Here is a 13899-nt window from a genome sequence, read left to right on the forward strand (position 1 = left end):
AGTCGAGGTCATTTCGACGCCCCCTTCGTCGCACGGACGGGTTTGATCTTCATGCTGTCCCGCTCCCGGACCAGCCGCCAGTTGATGATCGCGAACACCGCGGCGATGATGAACAACGCCCAGGCGATCGCGGAGCCGTACCCGAAGTCGAACTGCACGAACGCCTGCGTGTACTGGTAGAGCACGATCGTCATGCCGGCCTCGTTCGGGCCGCCGTCGTTGCCCAGCAACACCTGCGGCTCGGTGAACAGGCTCAGGCCGCCCACGGTCGAGGTGATCACGGTGAACAGGATCACCGGCCGCAGCATCGGTACGGTGATCGAGGAGAAGATCCGCCAGGTGCTGGCGCCGTCCACCTTCGCCGCGTCGTACAGCTCGGTCGGGATGGCCTGCAGCCCGGCCAGGTAGATGATCGCGTTGTAACCGGTGAACCGCCAGATCACCATCACCGCGATCGTGATCTTGATCCCCCAGTCCGACGAAAGCCAGGGCACCTCTTCCAGGTTGAGCGCGGTCAGCGCCGAGTTCACCAGCCCGAACGAGTCGGAGAAGACGGAGCCGAAGACGATCGCCATCGCCACCATCGAGGTGACGTTCGGGATGAAGTAGGCGACCCGGTAGAAGCCCTTGAACCTGATGTTGGAATGCAGCAGGAAGGCGATCACCAGGGCCAGGAACAGCATCGGAATGGTCGAGATGAACCAGATGATGAAGGTGTTGCCGACCGCGTTCCAGAACCGCTCGTCACTGATCAGGTACTGGTATTGGGCGGCCCCGACGAACTTGATGTCCCCCATCCCGTCCCAGTCGGTGAAGGACAGGTAGATCGAGAACAAGATCGGGAACAGGCCGAAGATCAGGAACAGGATGTAGAACGGCGCGATCGCGATGTACTGCGGCAGGAACTTCTTGAGCGGGTTCGGCCGCTGTCGCGGTTCCGGCGCCGCCGCGGCCCGGGACGGTACGGCCTCCGTGGTCGTCGTCATCACAGCACCCCCCGCTTCGCCAGCACCTTGTCGGTCAGGTTGACGGCGTCGTCCCAGGCCTGCTCGGGATCCTTGCCGCCGGTCTCGATGTTGTCGATCTCCTTGCCGAAGAAGGTGACCTGGGACTCGTACGTACTGACGAAGGTGGTCGGCACCGACTTGGCCGCCTCGGCGAAGAAGGCCAGTCCGTCCTGATCACCGAAGAAGCCGGACTCGTCCTTCATCGACCCGGACGCGAACGAGGCCGGCGACGACGGGAACAGCTGGATCTCGTTGAAGGTCGCGGCCTGGTTCTCCGGGGTGGTGAGCCAGCGGATGAACGCGACGGCCGCCTCGGGATCCTTGCAGGAGGTCGGCACGGCGAGGAAGGAGCCGCCGCTGTTGCCCGGCTTGACCGGCTGGCTGGCGATCCGCCACTTGCCGGCGGTGTCCGGTGCCGTGTCCTTCAGGATCTCGCCCCACCACACGGCCTCGATGTTGCCGACGGTCTTGCCACTGACCCAGGCGGCGTTCTGATCACCGCTGGTGTTCGACGGGATCCCGGCCGAGACACCGGCCTTGATCGCCTTGACCGCGGTGTCCCACGCCTGCCGGACCACGCTGCCCTCGTTGGAGTACAGCGGCCGGTTCTGATCATCGAAATAACGCTCGGCGCTGGCGTTGATGAACTGGCTGAAGACCGACTTCCCCGCATTCACCATCGCCCGGTCGGAATTGGTGCGCAGCTTCGCGCCGACCTCGATCCATTCGTCCCAGGTGCGCATCGACGCGCTGACTTCCTCGGGTTCGCTGGGCAGCTTCGCCTCGGCGAACAGGTCGCTGCGGTAATAGAAACCGGTCGGGCCGGTGTCCATCGGCCAGAAGCAGAAGCGGCCGGTCGGCGTCGTGCCGAGCTTCCACTTCCAGGGATAGAAATCCTGCTCCACCTCCGCCGCGCCGAAGTCCCGCAGGTCGAGGAACTTCTCCTCGGCCGGGAAGTAGAGCGAGCAGTTGGAGTTGATCCCGGAGATGTCCGGGATGTAGCTGCCACCGGCGATGCTGGTGCGCAGTTTCGTGTCGAAGGTGCCGCCGATCGCGTCGGCCCGCAGCTTCTTGTCGGTGCCGGGGATCTGTTGCGCCGCCTGCTCCAGCAGGGTCGGATTGACCGAGCGCTTCCAGTACCACAACACCAATTCGCGGGGATCCGCGGAGATCGACGTCTGCCCACCGCATCCGGGTAACAACCCGGCCGCGACGGCCGCGCCACCCAGTCCGAGAAATCCTCGGCGGGACCATCGAGCCATTGCCACACTCCTCACCATTGAGAGTTCCCAGGGCAATGCCTGAGCATGATCGTGAACGATCACGATCGTCGTACGGTCGCTCGACTTCTGTCAACCCTTCGCGGTCCGGCGACGACCCGGAACGGGGACTGGAATGATGGTTGACCGGACCGGAGCAGCCGAGTTAGCGTGAAGCTGCTGTGAACGTTCACGGCCACCGGTCGTTCACCCAGACCTCACTGTTCGGAGCCGCACACTCATGGTCAATCCCATCCGCTGGGCCGTCCTCGGACCCGGAAACATCGCTCGTCGGTTCGCCACTCAACTTCCCACCAGCCAGTACGGCACGTTGGTCGCCGTGGGCAGCTCGGACGCCGAGCGGGCCCGTACCTTCGCCGAGGAGTTCGGCGCCGCCGAGTCTGGCGACTACGACTCGGTGCTGAACAACCCCGAGGTCGACGCCGTCTACGTCGCCACTGTGCACACCAGCCACGCCGAGCTCACCATCGCCGCCCTGCGGGCCGGCAAGCACGTGCTCTGCGAGAAGCCGATCGCGCCCAACCACGGGCAGGCGATGGCCATGGTCGACGCGGCCCGTGCCGCCGACCGGGTGCTGGTCGAGGCGTACATGTACCGCTTCCACCCGCAGACCCGGAAGGTGCTGGAGCTGGTCGGCGACGGCACCATCGGCGACCTGGTCCACATCGACGCCGCCTTCTCCTTCGCCACCGGGCGTTCCGAGGGCCGGCTGTTCGACCCGAACCTGGCCGGCGGCGGCATCCTCGACGTCGGCGGCTACCCGGTCTCCTACGCGCGGGCGATCGCCGGCGCCGCGGTCGGCAAGCCGTTCCTGGATCCCGCGTCGCTGACCGCGAAGGGCAGCCTCGACCTCGGCGTCGACGTCTGGAGCGTCGCCCAGCTGACCTTCCCCGGCGGCGTCACCGCGTCCGCCCGGACCGGCATCCGGGTCAGCGAGTCCTCCGTCACCGTGTACGGCTCCAAGGGCCTGATCACGATCACCGACCCGTGGACGCTGTCCGAGCAGCCCAAGATCACGATCACCGTGGCCGGCCAGGAACCGCAGGAGTTGATCTTCGAGGCGAAGCCGTACGCCCTCGAGGCGGACGGCCTGGCCGGGGCCGTCGGCACCGGCGAGACCGCCGAGATGAGCCTGGCCGACACGCTCGGCAACGCGCAGGCGCTGGACGCCTGGCGCCAGGCGATCGGTCTGCGCTACCCGTTCGAGACCGACGACGCGAACATCCCGACCGTGTCCGGCCTCCCGCTGCGTGTCGATGACAGCACCATGCGGTACGGGGAGATTGCCGGCATCGGCAAGCGGATCTCCCGGCTCGTCATGGGCTGCGACAACCAGCCGAACCTGTCCCACGCGTCGGCCCTGTTCGACAACTTCTACGAGCTCGGCGGGAACGCGTTCGACACCGCCTACATCTACGGCGGCGGCAACCACGAGAAGCTGCTCGGCCAGTGGATCCGCAACCGTGGCATCCGCGAGGACGTCGTGGTGATCACCAAGGGCGCGCACACGCCGCACTGCGATCCGGAGTCGATCACCCGGCAGCTGCTGGAATCGCTGGAGCGCCAGGGCACCGACTACACCGACCTCTACCTGATGCACCGGGACAACGAGGACATCCCGGTCGGCGAGTTCGTCGACGTGCTGGACGAGCACGTGAAGGCCGGCCGGATCAAGGTGTTCGGTGGTTCGAACTGGAGTACGGAACGGATCGACGAGGCGAACGCGTACGCCCGCCAGGCCGGCAAGCAGGGCTTCGAGGTGCTGAGCAACCACTTCGGGCTGGCCGAGGCCTACGACGTGCCGTGGAAGGGTTGCCGGCACGCCACCGATCCGGAGTCGAAGCGCTGGCTGACCGAGCGCCAGGTCCCGCTGTTCCCCTGGTCCTCCCAGGCCCGCGGCTTCTTCACCGGCCGGGCCCGGCCGGACGACCGGTCCGACGCCGAACTGGTGCGCTGCTACTACAGCGACGAGAACTTCGAACGGCTGCGCCGGGCGGAGAAGATCGGCGCCGAGTTCGGCGTGGCGGCGACCGCGATCGCGCTGGCGTTCGTGCTGCACCAGCCGTTCCCGACGTTCCCGCTGTTCGGCCCGCGGTCGATCACCGAGACCCGGTCCTCGATCGATGCGCTGAAGGTACGGCTGACGCCGGAGCAGGTCGCCTACCTCGACCTGGCGTCGGACTAATCCGGTACGCGGACGACCCGCGAATCGTTAGCCTCAGCCCATGACCGCCCGACCATCCTCGAAGGTCCCGGCTGCGCCGGCGCCGCGGGCGACGATCAACGACGTCGCCTCGGCCGCCGGCGTGTCCCGGCAGACGGTGACCCGGGCCATGAACGAGATGCCCGGGATCAACCCGGCCACCAAGGAACGGGTGCTGGCCGCCGCGAAGCGGCTCCGCTACCGGCCGTCCCGGTTCGGCCGCGGCCTGGTCAAGCCGGAGCCGCGGACCCTCGGCCTGGTCGTCGACGACCTGACGAATCCGTACTATCCCGAGCTGGCGTCGGCGGTGAACGGCGAGGCGGCCAAGCACGGCTGGAACGTCATCCTGGCCGAGAAGATCCACGCCACCGACCGGCGCGAACTCCTGATCGAGATCGCCGGCCAGGTCGACGCCGTGCTCGGCTACCTGAGCGAGTCCGAGGGTCTTGATCAACTCGGCGACCTGCCCTGCATCCAGTTCGACAGTCAGCCGGACAGCAAGGTCGGTGGGGTCGAGCTGGACTTCGCGCCGGCGATGGCCGAGCTCGTCGATCATCTGCTCGAGCGCGGAGTACGCCATCCGGTGCTGCTCGACATCTCCCCGCCGGGGCCGCTGTCCGGCCGCGGACAGTGCTTCGTCGACCTGATGCGCGAGCACGGGTTCGACCCGCCGGTCACTCAGGTGATCGACAACTCGATGGCGGCCGGTGCGGCCGGCTGTGCGGCGATTCTCCAAGATCATCCCGAGGCCGACGCGATCATGGCGTTCAACGACATCGCCGCCTGCGGCACCCTGAAGACCCTGCGCCGGGCCGGGATCGACGTACCCGGCCAGATCAAGGTGGCCGGCTTCGACGGGCTCGGCCTGGGCACCTACATCACGCCGGAACTGACCACCCTCGCCCTCGATGTGCAGGGCGTCGCCTCGGCCGCGGTCGGGCTCGCCCTCGGCATGGCGACCGGCGAAATCCCGCGCACCGGGCCGGAGGCCCGACGGCGGGTCGCCTACCGGCTGGTCATCCGCGAATCCAGTTGATCTTGGTCCGAACCATGATCAACGACGACGGCCGACAGGCCCGCCGTCGGAGGACCTGACGCGCCCGCCGGATTTGCGGTACTTTTCGGGTGAGGCTGACCGTGCGACGCGGGACACGAAAAGGAGGATGACCATGGGTTTGTTCGACGAACTGAAGGAAAAGGCCAGCGAGCTTGGCGAGAAGGTCCAGGAGGGCTTCGAAGCCGCCAAGGACAAGGCTGAGGATCTGGTCGACGACGTGAAGGACCGCTTCGACGGCGACGACGCTCCGGCGGATACCGTCGGCGACGGCGCGCAGTCTGCCGCGGACTCCGTCGGCGAGGGTGTGCAGGGCGTGGCCGACGCGGCCGATTCGCCCGCCGTGCAGGAGGCGGCCAACACCGTCGACGACGCGGCGCACAACGCTGCCGACGGTGTCGGTGACGCCGCCGACGCGGTCCAGGACAAGGCCGACGAGTTCCGCTCGGACAACGGCTGACCAAGATCACGTTGTAACCAACGGAGAGCGAAGGGCGTCACCCGGTCACGGGTGGCGCCCTTCGCCGCGTCCCGGCGTCCAGGATCCGAATATTCACCGTGCCGTCACGGCCGGGCAACGTTAGGGTCGCGAGCGTGACGGCCGTACGGGTGACGAACCTGGTCAAGGAGTTCCACCGGCCGAGCGGGGGTGGCTTCTTCCGATCGTTGTTCGGCGGCAGGGCCGCGGTCCGCGCGGTCGACGACATCTCGTTCGAGGTCGAGCCCGGCGAGGTGATCGGCTATCTGGGCCCGAACGGCGCCGGGAAGTCGACCACGATCAAGATGCTCACCGGCATCCTGGTGCCGACGTCCGGCGAGGTCCAGGTGTCCGGCGTCGTCCCGTACCGCGACCGGCGGCGGAACTCCCGCAACATCGGCGTCGTCTTCGGTCAGCGCACCCAGCTCTGGTACGACCTCCCGCTGCGGCACTCACTCGAGGCGATCCGGGACCTCTACCGGGTGCCGGCGGCGGACTACCGGCAGCGCCTGCGCACCTTCGACGACCTGCTCGGGATCGGCGAGTTCCTGCAGACCCCGGTCCGGTCGCTCTCCCTCGGGCAGCGGATGCGCGGCGACCTGGTCGCCGCGATGCTGTACCGGCCCGCGGTGCTCTATCTCGACGAACCGACGGTCGGGCTCGACGTCGTGGCCAAGGCGGCCCTGCGTACGTTCATCGCCGAGACGAATGCGGCCGACGAGACCACCATCATGCTGACCACCCACGACATGGACGACGTCGAACGGCTCTGCCGCCGGGTCATGATCATCGACAGCGGGCGGATCCTGTACGACGGCGGGCTGGCGGCGCTGAAGAAGCAGTACGTGCCGTACCGGGAACTGTTGATCACTCCCGCCGACCCGGCCGACGCGGCCCGGATCGACAGCCCGCTGGCGGTCCGCGCCGGCGAGCGGGACGGCGTGGTCACCCTTCGCTTCGATCCGGACCAGGTGGGAACTCCGGCGGTGATCGCCTCCGTCACCGCTGCGTTCGAGGTCCAGGAGCTGTCGATCGTCGACCCGGACCTCGAGGACGTGGTGCACCGTCTCTACGGTGAACGGCCCCAGCCGTGACCCGCCCGACGGCGGGCATGATCATCGCCCTGCTCCGGCTCGGCGCGGCCAACGCGCTCTTCTTCCGCGCCAATGTCATCGCCAGCGCGGTCGGCGCCGGGCTGCAGACGATCTTGCTGGTGACCGTGTGGCGGGTGGTCTATCTCGGCCGGGACCAGGTCGCCGGCGTGACCGCCGACCGGGCGGTCGCTTACGCCGTGCTGGCGCTGGCGCTGACCCACCTGGCGTTGCCGTTCCGGCTGTCCACCCTTGCGGAACGGGTCCGGCTGGGCACCATCGCCACCGACGTCATCCGGCCGGTCGGGATCGTCACGCAGAATCTGGCGACGACCCTCGGCGCGACCGCCGGAGCGCTGCCCGGGCTACTCGTGGTGATCTTGCTCGGCGCCGCCCTCGGCGGGATCCAGCCGCCGGCCGGACCGGTCCAGCTGGTGGCCTTCGTACCGAGCGCTCTGCTCGGCCTGGCGCTGGCCATGATCGCCAACCTGACCGTCTCGATGGTGAGCTTCTGGACCACGGACACCCGGGGTGCCTTCTACATCTACCGGACCGTCGCCGGCTTCAGCTCGGGCGCACTGGTCCCGCTCTGGTTCATGCCGGCGGCCCTGACCGGAGTCCTGCAGTGGTTGCCGTTCCCGCTGCTGATCTTCGCGCCGCTGCAGCTCTGGTTCGGCGACGACCGGCCGGTCGGCACCACCCTGCTCGCCCAGGTCGGCTGGCTGATCGTCCTGACCGGAATCCTGCTCCTGGTCCGGCGGCAGGCCTTGCGCAAGGTGGTGATCAACGGTGGTTGACCTGGTCCGACAGTTCCGGATCCTGATCCGGCTGGCGCTGTTGTCCGAGTTGGAGTACCGCGGCAACCTGCTTCAGTCGTTGATCGGCGGCGCCGCGTACCAGGCCGCCCAGCTGCTCTTCATCGGCGTCATCCTGAACGCCTTCGGCGCGATTGGTGGCTGGCAGCCGGCCGAGATCATCTTCCTGGTCGGCCTGCGGATGGCGGCGCACGCCGTCTACGCCTTCGGGTTCCGGCAGGTCATCGACGCCGACACCGTGGTGCACACGGGCGAGTTCGACCGGTTCCTGCTTCGGCCGGCGTCGCCGTTCCTGCAACTGCTGACGCGGCGGTTCAACCTGCAGCAGGTCGGGGACGTGATCATCGCCGCCGTCGTGCTCGGCTACGCGATCAGCCAGGCCGGGATCACGTGGACCCCGGCCACGGTCGCCTTCTGCGCGCTGTCCGTTGTCGGCGGCGGGCTGATCGAGGCCGCCCTGCAGACCCTGCGCGGTGCCCTGGCCTTCCGGCTCCGCAACACCGAGTCGCTGATCGGCATGATCGACAACCTGCTCGGCACCTACGGCAACTTCCCGCTGCACATCTTCGGGCTCGGCGGTGCCGTCTTCTTCACCATGATCGTTCCGCTCGCCTTCGTCGCCTGGGCACCGGCCGCCGTACTGCTCGGCCGGGCAGACCAGCTGTGGTTCCCGACCGCGCTCGGCTGGGCGTCGCCGCTGATCGGGCTGATCCTGTTCGGCCTGGCGATCGCAGCCTTCACGGCCGAGTCGCGGCACTATTCCAGTCCCGGAAGCTGATCCCGGTATGGCACACTCCGGCGCATGACCTGCCGCATCTCGCACACGTCGATCGACGCCCGCGACGCCTATGCCCAGTCGGTCTGGTGGGCCGACCTGCTCGGCTACACCGAGGATCCTGACGATCCCAACGCGCCCGACCACGACGAGTGCCTGATCATGTCGCCCGACCGTACGGTGCAGGTGCTGTTCATCGAGGTGCCGGAGGCGAAGTCGGTGAAGAACCGGATCCATTTCGATCTTCGGCCGACCGACCGCAGCCAGGCCGAGGAGATCAAACGGGTGCTCGCGCTCGGCGCCACCGAGGTGACCGATCTGCGCAAGCCGGACGGCACCGGTTGGATGGTGCTGGCCGACCCGGAGGGCAACGAGTTCTGCATCCTGCTCAGCGATGCCGAGCGCGAGGCCTATCTGGCCGCCCACGCGGGTTCCTGAGCGCATGCCGCTCGCCGGTCGTACGCTGGGCCGGTGAATCTGCTACCCCGCCCGACGTCGGTGAGCGTCGAATCCGGCACCTTCGTTCTTGATCACGACCTGCGGATCGCCGCACCGCCGGCCTGGGCCGCGATCGCCCGCCGGCTGCTCGGCCCCGGCACCGGGTTCGACCTGTTGCCGGCCGACGACGGGAAGCTGGCCATCGTCGAGGCCGACCTGCCGCCGGAGTCGTACCGGCTCGAGGTGCGGCCGGACAAGATCACGATCAGCGCGGCGGACGACCGCGGGGTGAACTGGGCGATCCAGACGCTGCGGCAGCTGCTGCCGGCCTCGGTGCTCCGGCCGGCGCCGACCGAGGCTGAGCTGGCGGTGGACTGCGTGACGATCGAGGACCGGCCGCGGTTCGGCTGGCGTGGCGTGATGCTCGACGTCGGCCGGCACTTCCGACCGCTGCCCGAGCTGTTCCGGTTCGTCGACCTGCTCGCGCTGCACAAGTACAACACCTTCCACCTGCACCTGACCGAGGACCAGGGCTGGCGGTTCGAGTCGACGAAGTATCCAAAGCTGCAGGAGCTCGCCAGTTGGCGGACCGAGACCCGGCGCCATCTCGATGATCATGGTGACGGTACGCCGCACGGCGGCTACTACACCCAAGATCAACTGCGCAGCCTGGTCCGGTACGCCGAGCAGCGCGGCATCACGATCGTGCCCGAGATCGAGTTCCCCGGGCACGTCCTCGCCCTGCTCGCCGCGTACCCGGAACTGGGCAACCATCCCGAGACCGGCTACCAGGCCGCGACCACCTTCGGCGTCTTCCCCGAGGTGCTCAACCTGACCGACGACGCGCTCGCGGTCGTCTTCGACCTCTACACGGAACTGCTGGAGATCTTCCCCAGCCGGTACGTCCACGTCGGCGGCGACGAATGCCCGCGGACGGAGTGGATCGGCAACCCGGCGGCGGAGCAGCTGGCCGCCGACCGCGGCCTGCCGAGTGCCGAGCACCTGCAGCGCTGGTTCACCGAGCAGCTCCGCGACTGGCTCGCCGAGCGCGGCCGGCAGCTGGTCGGCTGGGACGAGATCAACGACGAGGGTCTGCTGGACGGCGCCGTCACGATGGCCTGGCGGGACGCGAGCTACGGAGTCACCGCGGCCCGCGGCGGCGGCCAGGTGATCATGGCCCCGACCTCGCACACGTACTTCGACTACTACCCGAGCGAGGCGGAGACCGAGCAGTACGCCATCGGCGGCCTGGTCACCACCGAACGGGTGCACAGCCTCGAGCCGACCGACGGCATCCCGGCCGAACTCCATGATCGAATTCTGGGCACCCAGTGCCAGGTCTGGACCGAATACATGCCGACCCTGCAGCGCGTCGAGTACATGCTCTACCCCCGCGCCTGCGCCCACGCCGAGATCGCCTGGTCCGATCCCGAAGGCCGCAGCTGGGACGAGTTCTCCGAGCGACTGGCCGGACACCTGGAACGCCTGGACGCCCTCGGCGTGAACTACCGCCCCGAGTCCGGCCCGCTGCCCTGGCAGCAGGGCGGCACCGGCCACCTGCGCCGCCCGGACGCCCATCGCTCCTGATCGAAACTCTAGAAAGAACTCTTTCGAAAGAGTAGTCTCCACTCCGTGGAGCGATCAGCGGAGACCGAAGCGCTGCCCGAGGCCATCCAGCTGCCCTGGTGGCCGGGCAACTGGGAGTCCTGGACGCCCGGCGTGCTCGCAGCCAAGTTGCGGGACGTCGACTGTCGATGGTGCGTCGTCGGTGGCTGGGCCCTGGACCTGTTCACCGGCGTCGTCCATCGCGAGCACTCGGATCTGGAGATCATCGTGCCGCGAGGTTCCTTCGCCGTGATCAAGGACCGGCTCCCCGAGCTCACCTTCTATGTCACGGGAGCCGAGGGACAGTGGCCGCTGGCGACGGCCGGAGCTGCGTTCGACAAGTACCAGCAGACGTTCGGCCGCGATGAGACCACGGGCAAGTTCATCCTGGATGTCATGCGGGTCGCCGATTCCGGCGTCTGGGAGCTGGCCGGCCATCCGGAGATCACCCGGTCCTGGGACGAGACGATCGAGGTCACCGGCTCGGGGATCCCGTACCTGCGCCCCGAGCAGGTCCTGCTCTACAAGGCGCTCGGGATCGGGGACGACGATCCGCGGATCAAGGACGGAGCCGACTTCCTCTCCGTGCTGCCCCTGCTCGACCCGTCCGCCCGAGCTTGGCTCGAGCAGACGCTGCGGTCCCTGAACCCCGCCCACCCCTGGCTGCGCACCCTCGCCCTGCGCGCCGCTGCGGCACCCGGCTAACCCTGAAACAAGGCCACAGCGCCGCACAGCAGCAGGATGATCAACAACAAGGCCGAGGCGATGAGGGCGCCCCACAGCTTGAGCCGCTGACGACGGTCAGCGCCCGGCTTGCGGACGTCCTCGTCGATGAAACCCAACCGCAGGAGTTCTTCGTACGGATCGGCTTCGACGTTGATCCGCTGCTCGCGCTCGACCCCGTACTCGTCGTCGGTGACGTCCGACCAGCCGGCGGCATCCTCGGCGTTCAGCGGGATGATCAACAACAGACCCGGCCTCAGTGGGGTGTTCTCGTCCCGAAGCACGCCGCGATTCGCCTCGAGGATCAGCCGCCAGGCCGATCGATCACCGTAGTACCGGTCGGCCAGTGACCAGAGGTCGTCGGCCCTATCAACCCGATGCGTTGGCATGCGCGACCTCGTTCCACAGCTTGACCAGGCCGGATTCTAGTCCGGCCCGGGTTCGCGGCCGCCTCGGTGAAGGGCGAGGAGGCGGGTGTAGGCGCCGGAGGAGTCGGGGGCCTGGCCCAGGCCGTAGAGGGCGCCGGAGGCGGTGCAGGTGAGGCGATGAACGCCGTCGGCGATCAGCTCGGCAGCCGATCCGGCGGCGGGGTCGAAGGCGAACACCTGGTGCCGGCTGGAGGCGTAGAGCAGGCCGTCGGGGTGCTCGATCAGCTCGCCGTCCAGGGCGCCGGACTTCAGGGCCGGGTCGTAGAGCTCGACGGTACGGGTGATCGCCAGCGTGTCCGGGTCGAACCGGAAGGCGGTGCCGTCGGCGAGGCCCCAGTGATCACCGGAGGCGAGTTTGATCAAGGCGTTCACGCTGCGCGCGCCCGGGACCGGGACGACGTCGGTGATCACGGTCGCGGTCGCCGGATCGAACCGGAACAGGTGTGCCTCCCCGTCCCGCGGATCGGTCCCGGTGCCGCCGTCGACGCTGGAGCCGCCGAGCACCGGACGGCCCGGCTCGGCCAGCAGGGCCGAGATCGTCTGGTCCATGATCACGTTCCGGTGCACCCGGAACTCCTCGGTGCGCAGGTCGATCACCGTGATCGCGCCGCCGAACTCGGCGTAGCCGGGCGTCGTCCCCACGAACAAGCAATTGCCGTCGCTGGTCAGGGTCATCGGCCGGTTCTGATGATGATCTTCCTTGAGCCGGGCCAGCACCCGGGGCGGTTGCTCGGGTTTCGCCGGGTCCCAGACCTGCACGATCCCGTACGGATACGTACCGGAGTAGAGCAGTCCGTCCAGCCAGAGCCAACCCTCCACCTGCTCATACCGCGGCCCCTTGACCGCCACCCGGGTCGCCGGGTCGTAGCTGCCGAAGTCGCCCTGCTGGCCCGCGCTGAGGAAGATCAACTCCCGGTCCGGCGCCGCCACCAGGTGCAGCATGTGGGCCGGCACCGCCCGTACGTCGTAGTCGATCATGGACAGCCGCTCGCCGGCGAGGTCGTACCTGATCGCCTGCCCGGTGTGCTGCCCGGCCCAGGCGACCACGCCGGACCCGTCCGGCAGCAGCCCGAGCCCGATCGCCGCGCCGGGCAGTTCCGGGGCCTCCGGCTGCACCGGGACCGGCCCGTACGTCAGCGTCGCCAGGTCCAGCCACATCAAGCGCTGCCGGTCGCCCTCGGGAGCACTGAAATAGACCCGGCCGTCCAGAGCCTCGGAGACGCTGTGGCTGGACAGTCCGGCGGTCGCGACCTGCTCTCCGGTGCCGGCGTCCTGCAGCGCGAGCCGCTCCCCCGTCACCGCGTCGAGCACGACCAGCGCCGCGTAGTCAAGGGCGGCGAACACCTTGCCGTCGACGCAGCGCAGGTCGACGAACGGCCGGTCCGCCAGGTCCTCGGGCAGCATGACCTCCCGGTGCCGTCCGGTCGCGACGTCGATCGCGTGGAGCCGGGCGGCGCCCATGCCGGTCCCGACGAAGAGGGTTCCGGTCGCCGGGTCGAACGCCGTGGACCGGGCGTACTGGGTGTTCTCCGCGGCGAACCGGCCGAGGGTACGGAACGTCTCGGTCGCCGGATCGAACGCGAAGACGGACGCGGTCGGATACGTACCGCCGTAGACCGCGCCGTCCGGGCCGTGGCTCAGCCCCCACAGGTAGCCGTCGCCCTCGACCGGCTGGCCCAGGTCGGTCAGGTCGTCCCGTTCCGGCCGGTAGCGATAGAGGTGACCGTTGTAGTAGGAGCCCAGATAGACGGTGCCCGCATCGGTCACGGTGATCCCCCAGCCGCCGGTCGCGCCGGGCAGCGGGTGCACGGCCAGCCGCTCGCCGGTCGCCGCGTCCAGCACGTTGAGCCCGGCGTTGTCGCCCTGCAGCACCGCGTACGCCAGCAGCCGGCCGTCCGGCCCGGGCCCGAACCCGCCCTCGTGCACGAGCACCGTCCGCAGCGGCGAACCGAGATCCTCGACCGACCCGGCCATCGTCACTCCCCATGATCACGGACCCGAA

The 13899-nt window shown here is 68.6% G+C and carries 13 protein-coding genes; 9 read left to right on the plus strand and 4 right to left on the minus strand.

All coding sequences use genetic code 11. The features are described 5' to 3' along the window. Window positions 1-8 precede the first annotated feature (8 nt). Both ACFQU4_RS21450 and ACFQU4_RS21455 read right to left on the minus strand, forming a co-directional pair. Entirely contained in the window at window positions 9-986 is a 978-nt protein-coding gene (locus tag ACFQU4_RS21450) for a carbohydrate ABC transporter permease (protein ID WP_377495715.1), read from the minus strand. Further along, entirely contained in the window at window positions 986-2152 is a 1167-nt protein-coding gene (locus ACFQU4_RS21455) for an extracellular solute-binding protein (RefSeq protein ID WP_377495717.1), read from the minus strand. Before ACFQU4_RS21455 ends, ACFQU4_RS21450 begins: the two co-directional genes overlap by 1 nt. 355 nt (window positions 2153-2507) lie before the next feature. On the opposite strand from ACFQU4_RS21455, the gene ACFQU4_RS21460 reads away from it, so the two are divergent. The 9 genes from ACFQU4_RS21460 to ACFQU4_RS21500 all read left to right on the plus strand — a co-directional run bounded on the left by ACFQU4_RS21460 (window position 2508) and on the right by ACFQU4_RS21500 (window position 11451). Then, complete coding sequence (locus ACFQU4_RS21460) at window positions 2508-4472, plus strand: aldo/keto reductase (RefSeq protein WP_377495719.1); 1965 nt, start codon at window positions 2508-2510, stop codon at window positions 4470-4472. A gap of 40 nt (window positions 4473-4512) precedes the next feature. After that, on the plus strand, window positions 4513-5526 hold the full coding sequence (locus ACFQU4_RS21465) for a LacI family DNA-binding transcriptional regulator (RefSeq protein WP_377495721.1): 1014 nt from the start codon (window positions 4513-4515) through the stop codon (window positions 5524-5526). Between the two features lie 133 nt (window positions 5527-5659). Then, on the plus strand, window positions 5660-6004 hold the full coding sequence (locus ACFQU4_RS21470) for a hypothetical protein (RefSeq protein ID WP_377495723.1): 345 nt from the start codon (window positions 5660-5662) through the stop codon (window positions 6002-6004). Between the two features lie 134 nt (window positions 6005-6138). Beyond that, the gene (locus ACFQU4_RS21475) at window positions 6139-7116 is read left to right on the plus strand and encodes an ATP-binding cassette domain-containing protein (protein WP_377495725.1); all 978 of its coding nucleotides are present in this window, start codon (window positions 6139-6141) and stop codon (window positions 7114-7116) included. Next, window positions 7113-7910 carry an ABC transporter permease gene (locus ACFQU4_RS21480; RefSeq protein ID WP_377495727.1) on the plus strand — a complete coding sequence of 266 codons (798 nt, stop codon included), beginning with the start codon at window positions 7113-7115 and terminating at the stop codon, window positions 7908-7910. Before ACFQU4_RS21475 ends, ACFQU4_RS21480 begins: the two co-directional genes overlap by 4 nt. Continuing rightward, window positions 7903-8706, plus strand: coding sequence for an ABC transporter permease (locus tag ACFQU4_RS21485; protein ID WP_377495729.1), 804 nt, complete (start codon window positions 7903-7905; stop codon window positions 8704-8706). Before ACFQU4_RS21480 ends, ACFQU4_RS21485 begins: the two co-directional genes overlap by 8 nt. 24 nt (window positions 8707-8730) lie before the next feature. Continuing rightward, window positions 8731-9141, plus strand: a complete 411-nt coding sequence (locus ACFQU4_RS21490; protein WP_377495731.1) for a VOC family protein — start codon at window positions 8731-8733, stop codon at window positions 9139-9141. A gap of 33 nt (window positions 9142-9174) precedes the next feature. Further along, window positions 9175-10728 (plus strand): beta-N-acetylhexosaminidase, encoded by a 1554-nt coding sequence (locus ACFQU4_RS21495; protein WP_377495733.1) that lies wholly within the window; start codon window positions 9175-9177, stop codon window positions 10726-10728. A 45-nt stretch (window positions 10729-10773) separates the two neighbouring features. Then, a complete protein-coding gene (locus ACFQU4_RS21500; RefSeq protein WP_377495735.1) occupies window positions 10774-11451 on the plus strand; it encodes a nucleotidyltransferase domain-containing protein in 678 nt (225 codons plus the stop codon). Here ACFQU4_RS21500 and ACFQU4_RS21505 read toward each other — a convergent pair. Both ACFQU4_RS21505 and ACFQU4_RS21510 read right to left on the minus strand, forming a co-directional pair. Further along, complete coding sequence (locus ACFQU4_RS21505; protein ID WP_377495737.1) at window positions 11448-11858, minus strand: LysM peptidoglycan-binding domain-containing protein; 411 nt, start codon at window positions 11856-11858, stop codon at window positions 11448-11450. The two genes, ACFQU4_RS21500 and ACFQU4_RS21505, sit on opposite strands and share 4 nt — an antisense overlap. Window positions 11859-11894: 36 nt before the next feature. After that, window positions 11895-13871, minus strand: coding sequence for a hypothetical protein (locus ACFQU4_RS21510; RefSeq protein WP_377495740.1), 1977 nt, complete (start codon window positions 13869-13871; stop codon window positions 11895-11897). Between the last annotated feature and the right edge of the window lie 28 nt (window positions 13872-13899).

It is taken from the genome of Microlunatus sp. GCM10028923 (assembly GCF_042666975.1).
Lineage (GTDB): Bacteria > Actinomycetota > Actinomycetes > Propionibacteriales > Propionibacteriaceae > Microlunatus.